We start from the raw sequence: 17210 nt of genomic DNA on the forward strand, positions 1-17210 counted from the left end.
ATGTAAGCAGGATGTCGAAGGTTCTCTGGGGTGAAGGGCTGTTCCTGCGGCCCCAGCATTTCCAGCGCCAGGACGCGTATCACGAGGCACGGCTGCAGGATCTTTCGCAGACGCTGCACCCGTACGCGTGGGGCGCGCGCCGCGTGCGTTTCGACCCCCATGCCTTGTCCGGCGGCACGTTGAGGCCGCTCGATCTGTCGGCGGTGTTTCCCGATGGCGAAACCTACGATGCCCCCGCCCACGACAGCCTGCCGGACGCGGTGTCGCTGCAGGATCTGCCGCCTGGCGTGCAGTCCACGGTGATCTACCTGGCACTTCCGCTGCTGCGCGATGACGGCGCCAACTGCACCGATGCGGAAGGCACGGTGCTTGCGCGCTATCGGCAGGCAAACCGCGATACGCAGGACCTGTTCACCGATGCGGTGGAGGCCGAACTGGCCTACCTGAGCAAGGCGGTGAAGCTGCTTACCGACGACCAGCCCCGTGATGCCTATGCCACCGTGCCGGTGGCGCGTGTGCGCCGCACCTCCAGCGGCGGCTTCGAGCTGGACGATGAGTTCATCCCGCCCTGCGCGCAGCTGCAGGCCTCGCCGTTCCTGCATCGTGAACTGCGTGCGGTGCTCGATGCGCTGCAGGCCAAGGTCGATGCGCTGTACGGGCTGCATCGGCAGACGTCGCAGAACATCATCGAATTCCGCTCGGGCGACATCGCGTCGTTCTGGCTGCTGCATACGATCAACAGTTCCTTCAGCGCGCTGGCCCATCTGCTGCATCATCCGCAGCTGCATCCCGAGCGCCTGCACCAGGAACTGCTGCGCATGGCGGGCGCACTGCTGACCTTCTCCAACGCCTACCAGCTGGGCGACCTGCCGGTGTACCGCCACGACCAGCCGGAAGCTTCGTTCCGCAAGCTGCTGGAGATCGTGCGGGCACTGCTGGATACGGTGATCTCCACGCGCTACTTCAAGATCGCGCTGAACGAGGTCAAGCCGTCCTACCACCTCGGTCGGCTGGACTCGCAGCGGATCGACGGGAATGCCTCGTTCTACCTGTCCGTCTCCGCCTCGCTGCCGGCGCAGGAGCTGATCCAGAGCGTCCCGGTGCGCTTCAAGGTCGGCGCGCCGGACGACGTCGAGAAGTGCGTGCTGTCCGCACTGCCAGGCGTGAAGCTTACCCACGCCGCGCAGGTGCCGGCAGCGATCCCGGTGCGCCCGGGCAGCCATTACTTCGAATTTGATTCGCGCGGTGCGCTGTATGAGCGCATGCTCAAGGCGCAGTCGGTGATGATCTATGTGCCGGCCGGCATTGCCGAGCTGAAGATGGAACTTGTGGCGGTGACCTCATGATGAATTCCCCCCTGCCCCCGACCCCGGGCCCGATGCCGTCGCTGACCGCCAATGGCGCGATGGTCAATCCGACGCCGCAGGCGGCCAATCCGCAGAGCCTGCAGGATCTGATGTCCGACGGCTTCTACCTGCTGCTTCTGCTCAAGCGTGGCCAGTTGCCGCACGACGCAGAGGGCTTCGTGCAGACGGTGCAGAAGTTCCTCGATGGCGTCGAACGCAACGCGATGCGGCTTGGCGTGGCGTCCGAAGATGTCTACGCCGCCAAGTACGCGTTCTGCGCCGCGGTGGATGAGGCGATCCTGTCGCAGCCGTCGCCGCTGCACGAAACCTGGGAACGCAATCCGCTGCAGTTGCGCCTGTTCGGCGAGCACTTCTTCGACCGGCTGGAAGAACTGCGCCGCCAGGGCGCGGCGCGCCTGCCGTCGCTGGAGGTCTATCACTACTGCCTGCTGATGGGCTTCGAGGGCAAGTACCGTATCGAAGGCACCGAGAAGCTGGGCTATCTGACCGCGCGCCTGGGTGACGAGATCGTCTACCTGAAGGGCAAGCGCCACGGCTTCGCCCCGCACGCGCTGCCGCCCGACAACGTGCGCCATGGCCTGCGCCGGGTCGTGCCGCTGTGGCTGCCGGCCGTGGTTGTCGGCTGCTTCGGCATCGTCGCGTTCTTCGGCATGCGCGCCTACCTCGGACACGAAACCCGTCAGCAGCTGGCCGCCTACAACGACGTGGTGCAGATGCCTGAGCGCACCGCCCACATTACGATCACCCTCCCATGAGCCTGACGATATGGACATCTCGCGCTCCACGCTGCTTGCTTCCCTCGCCTCGCTGTCGCATCGGGATCGCCTGATCCAGCTCAAGGGCCCTGACGAGGGCCTTGTGGTCGAGCGGTTTGAAGGCACCGAATCGGTGTGCGGTGACAACCGCCTGCAGATCGACTGCCTGTCCACCGATGCGTTCCTGGAACTGGAGCCGTGGCTGGAGCAGCCGCTGACCCTGCAGCTGCGCCAGGCCGATGGCGCGCTGCGGCAGTGGCACGGGCTGTGCACCGAGGCGGCGCAGCTGGGAAGCGACGGCGGGCTGGCCCGCTACCGGCTCACCCTCGAACCCTGGACCGCCCTGCTGCGCCTTCGCCGCAACGCAGTGATTTTCCAGGACCAGGACACCCGCGCGATCTGCGAGCAGATCTTCGCCGACTACCCGCAGGCCGCCTTCCGCTTCGACGTGCAGGCCCAGTTGCCGGCCCGCGCGATCACCACCCAGTACCGCGAAACCGACTGCGCCTTCGTCACCCGCCTGCTGTCCGAGGCCGGCCTGGCCTGGCGCATCGAGCAGGCGCAGGAGGGCGATGCCGCCCACACCCTGGTGGTGTTCGAGCCCGGCGCCGAACTGCCCGATGTGGGCCGCGTGCGTTTCCATCGCGCGGACATGGCCGAGAGCAGCGATGGCATCACTGCCTTCGCCGAACGCCAGCAGCTGGTGCCCAACGCCAGTACCGTCGCCAGCTGGCACAGCGAACAGGTCAACGCCGTGGCGGCGCAGTCCAGTGCCGACGCCGGCACCCTGCCCGCGCTGGAGGTCTATGTGCAGCCGCGTGCCGGCCGCTTCGCCCAGCCCGCCTGGGCCGACGCCGAAGCGCAGGCGCGGCTGGACGCACTGCGCGTTGGCCAGGTGCTGTACAGCGGCAGCGGCAGCGAGCGCCAGCTGGCCGCAGGCAGCACGTTCAGCCTGGCCCAGCATCCGCAGCATGAGGGCCAGCGCTTCCAGCTGCTGGCCGTGCAGCATGTCGCGGTCAACAATCTGGACCAGGGCATCGCCGAGCTGCTCGGCAGCACCGATCTGGAGCGCGGCGCCTACCGCAACGCCTTCCTCGCCACCGGCGCCGGGGTGCCGCTGCGCGCCCTGCCGCAGGACCGCCCCACCCTGCATGGCCCGCAGACCGCACGCGTGGTGGGTGTGGCCAATGCGGCCGTCAGCCCGAACCGCGAACACCAGGTGCGCATCCAGTTCGGCTGGCAGCGCGGCAGCCAGCCCAATCCGGGCGGTCTGACCGACACCGGCAGCGCCCAGACCGGCCATGCGCCCGGCGACCACACCAGCGGCAGCTGGGTGTCGGTGGCCGAATGGGTGGCCGGCCCGAACTGGGGCACGGCCTTCCTGCCGCGCATCGGCAGCGAAGTGCTGGTGGAATTCCTGCACGGTGACATCGACCAGCCGCGCGTCACCGGCCAGCTCTACAACGGTGAGGTCGCCCCACCCTTCGGCGGCGGCATCGATGAGAACGCGCGCCATCCCGGCGTACTCAGCGGCCTGCACACCCAAGCCCATGACGGCAGCGGCACCCAGCAATGGGTGATCGATGACACGCCGGGCCAGCTGCGTACGCGCCTGCACAGCTCGCTGGCCGACAGCCGGCTGGAGCTGGGCTACCTGATCGCGCACCAGAACACCGCCCGCGGCGCCCTGCGCGGCGAGGGCTTCGAGCTGGCCACGCAGGGCTGGGGAAACGTGCATGCGGCCGAAGGCCTGCTGCTGTCCGCCAGCGCGCAGGAGCGGGCCGCTTCCACGGTCATGGACAACGCCAGCGTGGTGGCGCAGCTCAAGGGCGCCGAGCGCAGCCTGGAGCAGATGCAGCAGACCCTGGCCCAGCAGCAGGTGCCCGGACTGGCCGAGTTCGAGCGCACAAAGCAGCTGCGTGAGCAGATCGATCCGCAGGCACAGGGACGCTACGAAGGCGAGGTCAACGGACAAAGCGCGATGAAGCCGGGCGGCGATGGCCGCAGCCCGGGTGACCAGCCGGTGGAGCGTCTGGCCAAGCCGCTGCTGCTGGCCGAAGCACCGCACCACATTGCCTGGACCACGCCAGCCAGCGCGGTGGCCTACGCCGGGCAGAACCTGCAGATGACGGTGCAGCAGGATCTGCACATCAGCGCAGGCGAGACCATCGCCACGGTGTCCGGCGAGCACGTCTCACTGTTCGCGCAGAGCGGCCCGCTGCGGGTGATCGCCGCCCAGGGCCCGGTCAGCCTGCAGGCCAACGATGGCGAACTGGAGCTGCTGAGCGACCAGGCACTGACCATCACCGCCACCGATGACCGCATCGATGTGCTGGCGCAGAGCAAAGTGGTGCTGCAGGCCGGCAGCAGCGCGATCACCCTGGAGGGCGGCAACATCACGTTCAGCTGCCCGGGCGAGTTCAAGGTGAAGGCGGGCGAGCATCCGTTCATGGGGGGGGGAAGTGATGCGCCGTCCATGCCGGTACTTCCCAGTGGGCTGTACTCGTTCAAGGAAAGCCTGCGCTTCGCGCTGGAAGGCGCCGATGTACTGGCCAAGGAAATGGGGTGGAAGGACAAGGCCTACCGCATCTTCAACAACGAAGGCGAACAGGTCGCCAGCGGAACCATCGGTGAGGACGGTCGGTTGCCCCGCGTGATGGCCGATGGCCTGGGTCGGCCGCTGACCTTGGAGGTTGGCGATGACACCTGGGAAATGTTGGTGTCGGCGCCGGGCCGCCCACCCGAGAATGACGGCGACACACCCGACAGCGACGGCAACGACCCCTTCCTCGGGAACCTGGACGCGGCCGATGCGACCGGCGCCCTGACGTCCGAACAGATCCTGGAACTGCTCAACGAACCCCCGTCATCAACATGATCATCCGACACTTCCTGCTGCTGCTCGCATTGTGCATGGGCGCCTCCGCCAATGCGCAGCAGTATTCGACCGGCAGCACTGACATCAAGACCGCTCAAGGTACGTTGCGCGTGAATTCCGGGTATGTCAGTCATTCCAATGCCCACAGTTTCCATGTTTACAGCTTCCAGTACCGTCCGATTGCCAACGAAGCCGTGTGGAACCAGCTTCCGCTGCTCCCACGCAACGATGCGCCGCCGGTGGATTTCCTCGTAAAGGCCACGGCCACGGCTGACTTCCCGCTCCGCGACGCGCGTGTGCGGGTCGAGGCGGGCAAAGTGGTCCTCTACATCGCTGAGTTGTCCTTCAAGGATACGCCATACGACGACGACGCTGCTGTCGAGCTGAAACGCTACCTTCTCAAGCAGCAGCCCGACGAGGAGCGCTGGGTACTGGTGCTCGATTCCACCCGCCGTCTGCCCCAGGGCGTTGATGTCGCACAGGCCCTGAGCACGCTGACGCCCCGATAGGACGACACGGAATGCCTACCTACATCAGCGCGGTTTTCAACAAGGATACGCGCACTGTGGAGTTCACCGCCGACAACGGTGACAAGCTCATCCGCAGTGGCGGCTCGCTGGCTTGGCTGCTCAACAACCCCGGCAACCTGCGTCCAGGCGGAAAGTACGCCAAGATGATCGGCCAGGCCGATACGAAGAGCGGCAAGTTCGCCATTTTTCCTACGGCCGAGGATGGCCGCGCCGAGAAGCGCGCACTGCTGCGCCGCAAGTACAACGACATGACGTTGTACAACGCCATGCATACCTATGCGCCGGAATCGGAAAACGACACAGCGGCCTATCTGGCATACGTGCGCAAGCGATCTGGTGCCACCGACCAGACGGTCATCAAGGACATGACCGATGAGCAGTTCAACGGCATGATCGCTGCGATGGAGCAATATGAGGGCTTCAATGCAAAGCCTGAGACACGCAAGGAACGGATCGTGCACGCCACGCAGGTCACCTTGTCTGACGGCGCCCGACCGATGCCGGCAACGCCCGTGATCGTGCGTAGCAGCAATACGGGCGAGAAGAAGGTCACCACCAATGAGCACGGGGCGCTGCCGACATTCATCACCCGCCAGCCAGGAGAAGTGATAGAGCTCTTCCTTGAGGAATCAGGCAAGATTGGAAGCCGAATCGGCCAGTTTGCGCTTCAGCAGGCCTCAGCGTCCCTGGTATTTGCGCGCAACATGATGACGGTCGGCGGGAATTCGCAACCACACACTCCAACGCAGCCCAGCAAGGAGAAGCGCACACCGCTGCGCTACGTGGTGCAGCCAGGCGACACTCTCGCCTCGATCGCCAGCAGGTTCAAGACCTCAGTTGACGATCTGGTGAGCAACAACCATATCCGCAACCGCAACCGCATCTATCCCGGTCATGTGGTTTGGATCTACGGAAAGGCGCCGGCTGACGCAGCCAACGACGGCGCCCCGGCGACTCCAACAAGGTCACGTCAAGCCAGCTACAGCGTTCGCTCCGGCGACACGCTGAGCCGAATTGCAGACCGCCATCACACCAGCGTCGATGCGCTGATGGCCGCCAATCCGTCGATCAGCAATGCCAATCGAATCAACCCTGGCCAGAAAATCACGCTGCCTGTTGGGGTCGAAGCCGTGCCCCCGTCAGCGGCCGGGTCTTCCGGGCGAGCGGGCAACAGCGGGAATCCGCAAACGTCTGATCGGCCCTCGCTGGTGAAGCCTCCGCCGGAAACACCTGCTGCTGCTGTGCGGCCGCCGGCGTCAGTACAGGCACGGGATACCCGAAGTCGCGAGGGCGAAGGCCACCCAATCGCAATCATTCCGTTTTCGCAGAAGCGCGCACCTTGGGTGGAGCACGCCTATGCACAGGCGCGCAAATGGGCGGGCAAGAAAGAGGCTGAGATCAGCCGCACCATCAACTTCCATTCCGAACTCGGCTACGGGAAGCAGTTCACTACGCTGGCCGGAAGCTCCAACGCTTGGTGCGCATCGTTCGTGAACTGGTGCCTTCGCACGGCCGGATACGCTATATCATCTCCACACCCGTACCGCGCGCGTTCGTTCGCCGCCGACACCACGCGCTTCAGCCAGATCGACGAACCGGTGTTCGGCGCGGTAGCCCTGGTCGGTACGTCGCACGTAGGGTTCGTCTACGCCATGGACCGCGGTCGACCTGTGCTGCTGGGTGGCAACCAGAGCGACCAGATCAATTTTGTCCGCTTCAACCCTGCAACGCTGCGTTACTACGTGCCGAAAAGCTATCTGCCATTCGCGCAGAAGGAACTCAAGGAAACCAAACTCGATGAACTGGCAGCCACGGACCTCAACGCGGCGCTCGGCATTGTCGTGGCCAAAAAGGCTGGCGACAATACGCGCTGATCAGCTGCGACTTGCCGTGCTGGCCGTGCTTGCACTCGGTGCAGTCGGCTGCGGTGCGCCGTCCTCACCGGTTGCAGATGCAGCAGACGATGCCGCAACGAATGCACACGCACTTCCCGGGCAGGTTGAGGCCGTGCCCGCTGGTCGACTGGAGCTGTTGCCCGCCCTGGCAGATGCGGAACTGAAAGACCTCTACTCGGGCACGCTGCTGAAGCAAGTGGTGTTCAATGACATCGACGGGCCGGGCCTGCTGCTGCTTTCGCGCAGCGAGCAGACAGTGCCGGCGCAGGGCGATGAAGAGGCGATGGATCAGATCACGTTACGTGCGGAGCTGTTCCGGCGCGCCGGACAAGCGGCTCCTTGGGCCTCGCGGTGGAGCGTGGAAGATCCGGTTCAATGCGAAGGTCTGGATCTGGAGGCCGGCTACTTCCTGGACCAGGTGACTGCAACGGACCTGGACAAGGATGGCCGCGCCGAGTTGACGCTGGCCAGCCACAGCTTCTGCGGCGGCGGCGTCGATCCGCAGCAGCTGCGCATTGGGCTTCGCCAGGGCGAGCAGTATTACGAAGTACGTGGTGAATCGCTGGTGGAGGTGGAAGGCGATGAACCCTTCGGCGGCGACCGGCAGGACGATCCCGCGCTGGCTTCGGCTGCGCCCGTGCTTCGCGCGCACGTAGACAAGGTGTGGGAGGCGATCAAGCGCGGAAGTTCACCGTGACGTCGTCACGATGGCAGCGCCTGCATCAGGCTCTCCTGCTGCTGGCGCTCTCCGCTGCCGCGGACGTCGCCATCGCGCGCACTCCGCCGTCCGGCTCGCTGCAACGCGCGTGTGCAACCGCCATCGATGACAGGATCGAACTGGTACCGGTGGAGGGGAAGCGCGTCAGTGCATGTCCACCGGGGAATGACGAGGACTGCCCATACAGCGGTCAGCGGGGAAAGACCTTCTTGAACGACACGCCCGATCTCAACAACGACGGGCGCGAGGACGCGATCCTCACCTACTTCGGCAGCAGCTACGGCGATGTCGATGTCGCCGATAAACTGATCCTTGCCCAGTGTGCGGATGGAACCTATATCCGTCTGTTGGAGGGCAGGTTCACGACATTGACGGCCCCTGTCGCGCCGCATGCTGCCTGGCCAGCACTGGACGCGACACGGGACTGTCCGACTGGGCAGAATGACACCATCCGTACCGGGAAGATCCAGCTGCAGTTCGACCCGGCGACGATGCGCTATCGCGGTCCAGCCGGCATTGACCTGATCCAGGTCTGCAGTGAATAGCGACAGATGCGGCGCCAACCTCGTCAGTGCCTGTGCTCCCGAGCCCCCTCCTTTGATCCAACGCATGCCGTCGCCACGGGCAGGGTGCTATGGTGGCGCCACCATCTCGCAGGAGCGCCGCTCATGACCCGTTTCCGTTCCGTCGGCCTTGCACTGGCCGCAGTCGCCACGCCGATGCTGCTCGCCGCCTGTGTGAGTACGCCCGGGCCGGAGGTGAAGGGCACCGGCCGCTGCGACGCCAGCCAGCTTGGCTGGGCAATCGGCCAGCCGGGCAATGAGGAGAACATGCGTCGTCTGTCGCGTGAGAGCGGCGCCGGCCTGGTCAACCCGATCGGCCCGACCACGATTACCACCAAGGATATCCGTCCGGATCGCCTGCGCGTCTACATGGACAAGGACAACATCATCACCGCAGCCCGCTGCGAGTAACCACCGCGCGGGCTTCTGTAGAGCCGAGCCCACGCTCGGCTGCCACTGAACAGCAGCCGAGCGTGGGCTCGGCTCTACACAGAACGCGCGTCGGGCATGGACCAGCGTGACAGGGCTCAGGGTTCGGTATAGCCCGCACAATCCGGCAGTGGCTGGTCGGGGTGAAAACGGCCCTCACTGAAACGGAAAAGACGCGAATAGCTGCACGCGGGATCCTGCTCGGTGCGCAGGTCCTTCGTCTTCAACGGCCCCTTCGCCAGCGAATCCTCGAAACGCGATGCACCTGCGGGGAAGCGGGTCGCCACCGTCTGGTAACGAAGCACCGGCATGCCCTGCACTGCCGGATCCAGCCCCAGCTTTGCCGAGAATCCATACTCATCGTGGCAGGCACCGGCACGCTGCCTGATGTCCTGCTCGCTGAAGCAGGCACGGATCATCGCGTTGCCCACCCACGGCACGGTCAGCACATCATCGTCCACCTGGATGCCATCCTGCAGGTGGCGCACGCGTGCCAGCTGCAGCGTCGATGCGTCTGCCCCACCGCCGGAGTACATCATGCTGAAGGTGACCGTGGCGCCTACCAGTACGTTCTGGCGGGCACGCGGCTGCGGGTCAATCACGTCCTCATCCGCGCCGACACCGGGTGCCAGGCGTACGATCCACGGCCACAGCTTCAGTTCGCTTTCCTGCGGCACGTCAATGCGGACGTGGTAGCTGTGCGGCTTGCCCTGGCCCGGCACCTTCTCAAGCACTTCCAGCACGGTGGGCCGCTTCCCCTCTTCGGCCACCGGTTGCACGCGTACGCACCAGTTGCCGTCCCGGGTGCACTCATAAAGTCCTGCCGGGCCTGCCTCCCGGGTGATCAGCACCTGCCCCAGCGGCTCCATCACATTGCCGGCGGCATCGCGCTGCTGTGGCAGGATCGAGCCCTGCGCCAACACCAGGATCGGGGCGGCCAGCAGTGCAGCACACACGGTCGTGCGGACAACGATGGGGGGCATGGGCGGCTCCTGCGGCTGGAATTCCGATGGTAACCGTTGCCCGGGTAGAGTCGAGCCATGCTCGACTGCTGCCTGCCGGGAAGTGCAGCCGAGCACGGGCTCGGCTCTACATCATCCGCAGTCGCAGCCACCCCAGCCCTTGGCCTTCGAAGTCTGCCCGATGCCCGGGTTGAAGGTGTTGCTCGGGTCCAACTGTCGGTAGAACCCAGCCAGCGCCGGCTTGGCCGGGTACAGGTGGCCAACGTTGTGCTCGGCCGGATACTCGGCCCCGCGCCGGTCGAGCAGTGCCCACATCGCGTGCTCGATCGCCATCGGATCTTCGCCCTTGCGTGCAATGTAGTCCTGGTGGAACACGTGGCAAAGGAAGTGGCCGTAGTACAGTTTGTGCAGCAGGCGACTTTCGATGGCGGCGGGCAGCTGCTCGAACCAGTCTGCGTCGTCGCGACGCAATGCGATGTCGAGCGCGACGATGTCCTGCACCTGTTGGCGATGCACCTCGCGATAGCGCACTGCAGCACCGGCCACGGCAAAACGATGCAGGAAGGCCTTGCGCCCTTCTTCGGCCGTGCAGTGGAAATAGCCGCCTTCGTGCTCGGCGAAGAATTGCTGCAACCAGGCCTCGGTCTCGGCTGCATCCTGTGCGGAGACCTTCAGCAGCAGATGATGCTCGTAACGCTGCCGGAACTCGCCCATGCGCTGGGGCAGGTGCGAGGGCAACAGGCCGGTCAGCACCTGCATTACCCGGTCGGTCACGCCGCGCAGGCCCAGCCGCTCGAACCAGCCGTCAACCCTGCTCTTCAGTGCGAATGCCGCGGGCACCCGTGCGGTCCCGAGCCGGTCGATCAGCAGGAATGTGTCCTTTCCATAGCGCTCGCCGATATCGTAGGCGTCTCGGTGGATGTACTCACCGGCGATCGGCAGGCGATCGAAGCCGGTCAGCAGTTGGCGGCGGATGGCGGTGAAACTCCCGGTACGGTTACTGCCGATGTAAAAGACCTCGGCGGGCTCCTTCTCAAACGTATCCAGGCGCACCGCGAACACCGCCAGTTTGCCGGCTGAACCCGCCGCTTCGTAGTGACGACCGGGATCGGCATTGAAGCGCGCCGGTGTATCGGCATCGACCCTGCGCACCTCGTCGGCGTAGCGCGGGTCGGACGCGGAACGGCCGTCGCCGTCGCTGACATCGGCGGCATCGTAGTCACCGGCCTGCAAGCGCTGCAGGATCTGCTCGGGCGTATCGCCCAGCGCGATGCCCAGGTGGTTGACCAGCTGCAACCGGCCCTGCGCATCAACCTGCGCATATAGCGCCAGCTCGGTATAAGCGGGGCCACGCCGCACCAGCGCACCGCCGGAGTTGTTGCAGATGCCGCCCAGCACCGAGGCGCCGATGCAGGACGAGCCGATCACCGAATGCGGCTCGCGCCCCAGCGGCGCCAGCGTCTGCTCCAGCCGGTCCAGGGTGGCGCCCGGCAGACACACCACCTGGCGGCCTTCGTTCAACAATTGGATGCCGGTCAGGCGCAGGGTGCTGACCAGCACGACCGGGCGCCCATAATCATTGCCATCCGGGGTCGAGCCGCCGGTCAGGCCGGTATTGGCGGCCTGCAGGATGATCGCTGCCCCTCCCTGCACAGCCGCCTGCAGCACACGCCACAATTCCAGCAACGTGCCCGGACGCACCACGGCCAGCACCGCGCCGTCGCCGAAGCGATAGCCCCGGCGGAAGCGGCGGGTCGCCTTGTCGCGGGTCAGCACATGGCGGCTGCCGACAGCAGCACGCAGCTGCGACAGCATGGCCCCGTGGCCAGTCATGGCAGCCGCACCAGTGAATCTCGGCCGATGTCGGTAATGCGGTGTGCGCCGGTCAGCGTCATTGCCACGCGCATCTCCCTGGCGATCAGGTCCAGCAGGTTGGCCACGCCGGCCTCACCCTGCGCCGCGAGCGCATAGACGAAGGCCCGCCCCAGCAGCACGGTGTCAGCGCCCAGCGCCAGCATGCGCACCACGTCCAGTCCGGTGCGGATGCCGGAATCGGCGAGGATCTTCAGGTCGCCCTGTACCGCGTCAGCGATGGCCGGCAGCGCGCGTGCGGTGGACAGCACACCATCGAGCTGGCGCCCCCCGTGATTGGAGACCACGATGCCGTCGGCACCGAATGCAACCGCGTCGCGTGCGTCTTCCGGGTCGAGGATGCCCTTGATCACCATCGGTCCCTTCCAGAACTCGCGGATCCACTCCAGGTCCTTCCACGAAATGGATGGATCGAAGTTGCTGCCCAGCCAGCCGATATAGTCCTCCAGCCCGGTGGGATTGCCGCGATAGGTGGAGATGTTGCCGAGATCGTGCGGACGTCCGAACAGACCCACGTCCCAGGCCCAGCGCGGATGGGTGATGGCCTGGCCGATGCGGCGCAGCGGAGCATTCGGACCGCTCATGCCGGAGTGCGCGTCTCGATAGCGCGCACCCGGTACCGGCATGTCCACGGTGAACACCAGCGTCGTAACGCCCGCCGCCTGGGCGCGCTCCAGGGCGTTGCGCATGAAGCCGCGATCGCGCAGCACGTACAGCTGGAACCACATCGACCGCTGGATCGCCGGGGCCACTTCCTCGATCGGGCACACCGACACGGTGGACAGGGTGAACGGAATGCCGCGGCTGTCAGCTGCCCGCGCCGCCTGCACTTCACCGCGGCGTGCATACATGCCGGTGAGGCCGACCGGCGCCAGTGCCACCGGCATCGCAAGCGTCTCGCCGAACAGCTCGGTCTCCAGGCTCAGGTCGGACATGTTGCGCAGGATGCGCTGGCGCAGTGCGATGTCGGACAGATCCGAAACGTTGCGCTTCAGCGTGTGCTCGGCATAGGCGCCGCCATCGATGTAGTGGAACAGGAACGGCGGCAGCCGGCGTTTGGCTGCGGCGCGGTAATCGGTGGAGGCGGAGATGATCATGGGGTCAACCGTGTGGGGAAGGCAGGCGCGAGGCCCGCGCGCGCCGGGCTTCGTTGTCGTCGAGCGTGCGCAGCGTGGTGTGCACGAACTCGAGGTGGGCATGCGCGGCGGCGCGCGCGCGCTCCGGATCACCGGCCAGCACCGCATCCATCATCTCGCGGTGCTGGTCGGACAACGGCGAGAAGGTCCTCGCCGAGGTATAGAGTTTCTCGCGGCTCTGCGAGATGTTGGTCTGCAGCAGATCGAACAGGCCACGCATCACCTGCAGCAGCACCAGGTTGTGCGACGCTTCGGCGATGGACAGGTGGAAGGCCGCATCGGCCTCCGCCTCGCCTGAAGGATCATCCTTGCCATGCGCATCCATCATGGTCTGGAAGGCCTGGGCGATGCGCGCCCGATCCTCATCGGTGGCACGCAGCGCTGCATGCCAGGCCGTCGCTCCTTCCAGCGCGTGACGGATCTCCAGCACGTCGAAGCGGTATTCCGGGTCGCCCTGGAACAACGGCAGGTACGGAGCCAGGGGTTCATCCAGCGCCTGCCGCGCGCGCGTGGCCGGCTCCGCCACGTAGGTGCCGCCGCCCACGCGTGCGCTCAGCAGGCCCTGGCTGGACAACTGCGCGATGGCCTCGCGCAGCGCCGTGCGCGAGACACCCAGCTGCACCGCCAGCGCGCGCTCGGCCGGAAGCCGGTCACCCGGCTGCAGCTGCCGCTCCTGCACCAGACCACGCAGCTGCGCGGCCACCTTGTCTGAAATCCGTTGCGTGCTCATGGCGCCATTGTGGCCCGAAGCGCCTGGCAGGTGCGGCCCATGCTGCGCGGATAGGTCGTCGGCTGCATGGCTCAGGGAATCATCCAGGTCAGCCAGTACGCCTGCGCGGTGGTGATCAGGCCGACCATCACGGTGAAGATCAGACTGTGCTTGACAGTGAAGCGGAACAGGTCCGATTCCTTGCCGGCCAGGCCGACCGCGGCGCAGGCGATGGCAATCGACTGCGGCGAGATCATCTTGCCGGTGACGCCGCCGGTGGTGTTGGCCGCCACCAGCAGCACCTCGGACACGCCGATCTGCTGCGCAGTGGCGGCCTGCAAGGCCGAAAACAGCGCGTTGGAGGACGTGTCCGAGCCGGTCAGGAACACGCCCAGCCAGCCCAGGAACGGCGAGAAGAAGGTGAATGCCTTGCCGGTGTGGGCCAGCGCCAGCGCCAGCGTGGCCGACAGGCCCGAATAGTTGGCGATGAAGGCGAAGGCCAGCACCATGCCGATCGAGTAGATCGGTGTGCGCAGCTCGCGCACGGTCTCGCCGAAGGTCTGCAGCGCCGCCTTGGCCGGCATGCGCAGGGCGATGATGGCAATCACTGCGGCGAGGATGATCGACGTGCCGGTGGCCGAGAACGCGTCGAATTTATAGACCGCCTCGTAGCTCAACGGCGCAGGCACGATCGGTGGCATCTTCTGCACCATCTGGTCCAGGCCCGGCACCGGGATCTTCAGCACCCAGCTTTCCAGCGGGCCACCCGCCGCGAACAGCGACTTGAACGGCTTGATGCTCCACAGCGTGACCATCGCGGTAAGGATCAGGAACGGCGACCAGGCCTTGGCGATCTGGCCAACGCTGTAGCGCGGCGCTTCCAGCGCCTGGGCGGCCGCCTCGGCGCTGGTTTCGGTATCGAAGCGGAAGATCCGTACCGGCTTCCAGCGGCGCAGGAACAGGGTCAGGCACACCAGCGACGCCAGCGACGCGGTGATGTCCGGCAGCTCCGGCCCGATGAAGTTGGAGGTCAGGTACTGGGCAATGGCGAACGACCCGCCGGCCACCAGCACCGCCGGCCAGGTTTCCCTGACGCCACGCCAGCCATCCATGATCGCCATGATCCAGAACAGCACGATGATGGTCAGGAACGGCAGCTGGCGACCGGCCATCTGGCCGATCTCGAAGGCCTCCAGCCCGGTGACCTGTCCCGCCACGATGATCGGAATGCCCATCGCACCGAATGCCACCGGCGCGGTATTGACGATCAGGCACAGGCCCGCTGCATACAGCGGCTTGAAGCCCAGCCCGACCAGCAGCGCTGCGGTGATCGCCACCGGCGCGCCAAACCCCGCCGCGCCTTCCAGGAAGGCACCGAAGGCGAAGCCGACCATCAGCATCTGCAGGCGCTGGTCTTCGGTCACCGACAGGATCGAAGCGCGGATGATGTCGAACTGCCCGGTCTTGACCGAGACCTTGTACAGGAACACCGCGCCGATGATGATCCAGGCGATCGGCCACAGCCCGTAGACGAAACCAAAGCCGGCCGCTCCCAACGCCTGGGTCAGCGGCATGCGGTAGAACAGCAGGGCCACGGCCAGTGCGATGGCCACGGTGATCGTGCCGGCCAGCCAGCCTTTCATGCGCAGCACGGCCAGGGCAACGAAGAAGAACGCGATCGGCAGCAACGCGATCAGGCTGGACAACCACAGGTTGCCGGCGGGGTCGTACAGGTGTTGCCAGGGCTGCATGGAGGCTCTCGACGGGGGGCGGAATGTTTCCCCACCGCATGCGATGGGACGCCGTGGTCACGATTATTGGTATTACCAATAATCAGATTCATCGGACCACTTGAAGCCGATTGAACCGCCATTTCGACGAAGAGCCTATTAGACCATAGAGTTACCGGACATATTGGTATTACCAATAAAGCGCCACATGACAGAAGCTCGAACGTGCTGCCCCGCTAGAGCCTGTCCGCCAACCGTCGCATCACCGCCAGCACCAGCAGGCACAGCACGCTCACACCAAGGGCAATGACGTACTTGCCGATGCCCACCGCAATCCCGATGGCGGCGGCCATCACCAGCGAACTGGCCGTGGTCAGCCCGCTGACCTGGTCCTCGCGGCTGCCACGCAGGATGGTGCCTGCGGCAACGAAGCCGACGCAGGCCACCACCGCTTCGATCAGGCGCACCGGGTCGACCTGCAGCAGGTCGCGGTAGCGCTCCTGCTGGAAATGCTCGGCCACGGAATCGCCGAGGCCCACGATGAGCGCTGCGGCGCCGGCAATCATCATGTGCGTGCGCAGGCCCGCCGCATGCTTGCCCATCTCGCGCTCGATACCGAGCACGCCACCGAACAGCATCGCGGCGGCCACGCGCAGCAGGATCGATACATCCTGGTTGAGTTCCATCGACGTCTCCGGGAGTTTCCCGGAGCGTTGCGCGTCAGCCGTCGGATCGCGGTGAAGGCCGCACCACGGCCCGTTCACCCGGTAGCGCCGGGCCATGCCCGGCACCACCGTCCCTGCGGTCACCGCATCACTGCGCCAGATAACCGCCATCGATCGCGTAATAGGTGCCGGTCGCGAACGAGGCATCATCGCTGGCCAGCCAGGCCACCAGCGCCGCCACTTCCTCGGCCTTGCCCAGGCGCTTCAACGCGTGGCGGTCTTCCAGCGTGGCGCGCACCTTCGGATCCATCTTCTCCAGCAGCGGCGTGGCGATGAAGCCCGGCCCCACCGCATTGACACGGATGCCATCGGCGGCATGCTCCCACGCTGCAGTCTGCGTCAGGCCGACCACACCATGCTTGGCTGCCACGTACGCGGTCGAACCGGCATAGCCCACCTGGCCCAGGATCGAGGCCATGTTGATGATGCTCCCGCCCTTCCCGGCCGCGCGCATGGCCTGGATCTGCGCACGCTGGCACAGGAATACACTGGTCAGATTCACATCGACCACCCGCTTCCAGCCATCGACGGGATAGTCGCCGCTGCTCGCCGCCGGACCGCTGATGCCGGCGTTGTTGACCGCGACGTGCACCCCGCCCAGCTCCTTCACTGTGCGCTGCACCGCCGCCTCCACGGCAGCCTCATCCGTGACGTCCAGGGCGATGCCGATGGTGCGGCTGCCACACCGGGCCAGCGCTTCCACGGTGGCGTCCACCGCGTCCTGCTTCAGGTCCCACACTGACACCGCAGCACCGGACGCTGCCAGCAGTTCGGCCACGGCCAGGCCGATGCCGGAAACGCCACCGGTCACGATCGCCGTCTTGCCGCCGAGCTGATAGTCGATCATCTGTGTTCTCCATCTATCGGGAATCGATGTGGACACGCGTCCACCCGCGACCCACGGTACGCCCCGCCGTGTTACGGCCGCGCCACTTCCAGGC

The 17210-nt window shown here is 65.9% G+C and carries 15 protein-coding genes; 8 read left to right on the forward strand and 7 right to left on the reverse strand.

Features of this window, described 5'->3' with window-relative positions:
* Positions 1-11 precede the first annotated feature (11 nt).
* From tssK to N8888_RS10995, 8 genes are all read left to right on the forward strand, one after another.
* The gene (gene tssK, locus N8888_RS10960; RefSeq protein WP_053517623.1) at positions 12-1346 is read left to right on the forward strand and encodes a type VI secretion system baseplate subunit TssK; all 1335 of its coding nucleotides are present in this window, start codon (positions 12-14) and stop codon (positions 1344-1346) included.
* Positions 1346-2122 (forward strand): DotU family type IV/VI secretion system protein, encoded by a 777-nt coding sequence (locus tag N8888_RS10965; RefSeq protein ID WP_263174713.1) that lies wholly within the window; start codon positions 1346-1348, stop codon positions 2120-2122. Before tssK ends, N8888_RS10965 begins: the two co-directional genes overlap by 1 nt.
* Before the next feature lie 10 nt (positions 2123-2132).
* A complete protein-coding gene (locus N8888_RS10970; protein WP_263174715.1) occupies positions 2133-5000 on the forward strand; it encodes a type VI secretion system Vgr family protein in 2868 nt (955 codons plus the stop codon).
* Positions 4997-5509: a hypothetical protein gene (locus N8888_RS10975; protein WP_263174716.1), complete on the forward strand. Its 513-nt coding sequence runs from the start codon at positions 4997-4999 to the stop codon at positions 5507-5509. The genes N8888_RS10970 and N8888_RS10975 overlap by 4 nt, the downstream gene beginning before the upstream one ends.
* An 11-nt stretch (positions 5510-5520) precedes the next feature.
* Positions 5521-7404: a TIGR02594 family protein gene (locus N8888_RS10980; protein WP_053517626.1), complete on the forward strand. Its 1884-nt coding sequence runs from the start codon at positions 5521-5523 to the stop codon at positions 7402-7404.
* Positions 7328-8122: a M949_RS01915 family surface polysaccharide biosynthesis protein gene (locus N8888_RS10985; RefSeq protein WP_146256225.1), complete on the forward strand. Its 795-nt coding sequence runs from the start codon at positions 7328-7330 to the stop codon at positions 8120-8122. The genes N8888_RS10980 and N8888_RS10985 overlap by 77 nt, the downstream gene beginning before the upstream one ends.
* Positions 8119-8688 (forward strand): hypothetical protein, encoded by a 570-nt coding sequence (locus N8888_RS10990; protein WP_263174718.1) that lies wholly within the window; start codon positions 8119-8121, stop codon positions 8686-8688. Before N8888_RS10985 ends, N8888_RS10990 begins: the two co-directional genes overlap by 4 nt.
* Positions 8689-8811: 123 nt before the next feature.
* Positions 8812-9117 (forward strand): I78 family peptidase inhibitor, encoded by a 306-nt coding sequence (locus tag N8888_RS10995; RefSeq protein ID WP_053517630.1) that lies wholly within the window; start codon positions 8812-8814, stop codon positions 9115-9117.
* Positions 9118-9233: 116 nt separating this feature from the next.
* Here N8888_RS10995 and N8888_RS11000 read toward each other — a convergent pair whose 3' ends face one another.
* The 7 genes from N8888_RS11000 to N8888_RS11030 all read right to left on the reverse strand — a co-directional run bounded on the left by N8888_RS11000 (position 9234) and on the right by N8888_RS11030 (position 17116).
* Positions 9234-10118, reverse strand: a complete 885-nt coding sequence (locus N8888_RS11000; protein WP_262100778.1) for a hypothetical protein — start codon at positions 10116-10118, stop codon at positions 9234-9236.
* Positions 10119-10229: 111 nt separating this feature from the next.
* Positions 10230-11930 carry a D-lactate dehydrogenase gene (gene dld / locus N8888_RS11005; RefSeq protein WP_164151859.1) on the reverse strand — a complete coding sequence of 567 codons (1701 nt, stop codon included), beginning with the start codon at positions 11928-11930 and terminating at the stop codon, positions 10230-10232.
* On the reverse strand, positions 11927-13066 hold the full coding sequence (gene lldD, locus N8888_RS11010) for an FMN-dependent L-lactate dehydrogenase LldD (RefSeq protein ID WP_053517634.1): 1140 nt from the start codon (positions 13064-13066) through the stop codon (positions 11927-11929). The genes dld and lldD overlap by 4 nt, the downstream gene beginning before the upstream one ends.
* A 4-nt stretch (positions 13067-13070) precedes the next feature.
* Positions 13071-13835 (reverse strand): transcriptional regulator LldR, encoded by a 765-nt coding sequence (gene lldR / locus N8888_RS11015; protein WP_053517636.1) that lies wholly within the window; start codon positions 13833-13835, stop codon positions 13071-13073.
* A 71-nt stretch (positions 13836-13906) separates the two neighbouring features.
* Positions 13907-15565, reverse strand: coding sequence for an L-lactate permease (gene lldP, locus N8888_RS11020; protein WP_263174720.1), 1659 nt, complete (start codon positions 15563-15565; stop codon positions 13907-13909).
* 215 nt (positions 15566-15780) lie between these two features.
* A complete protein-coding gene (locus N8888_RS11025; protein WP_053517640.1) occupies positions 15781-16230 on the reverse strand; it encodes an MgtC/SapB family protein in 450 nt (149 codons plus the stop codon).
* Between the two features lie 127 nt (positions 16231-16357).
* Positions 16358-17116: an SDR family NAD(P)-dependent oxidoreductase gene (locus N8888_RS11030; protein WP_263174722.1), complete on the reverse strand. Its 759-nt coding sequence runs from the start codon at positions 17114-17116 to the stop codon at positions 16358-16360.
* Between the last annotated feature and the right edge of the window lie 94 nt (positions 17117-17210).

It is taken from the genome of Stenotrophomonas maltophilia, assembly GCF_025642255.1.
GTDB lineage: Bacteria > Pseudomonadota > Gammaproteobacteria > Xanthomonadales > Xanthomonadaceae > Stenotrophomonas > Stenotrophomonas maltophilia_P.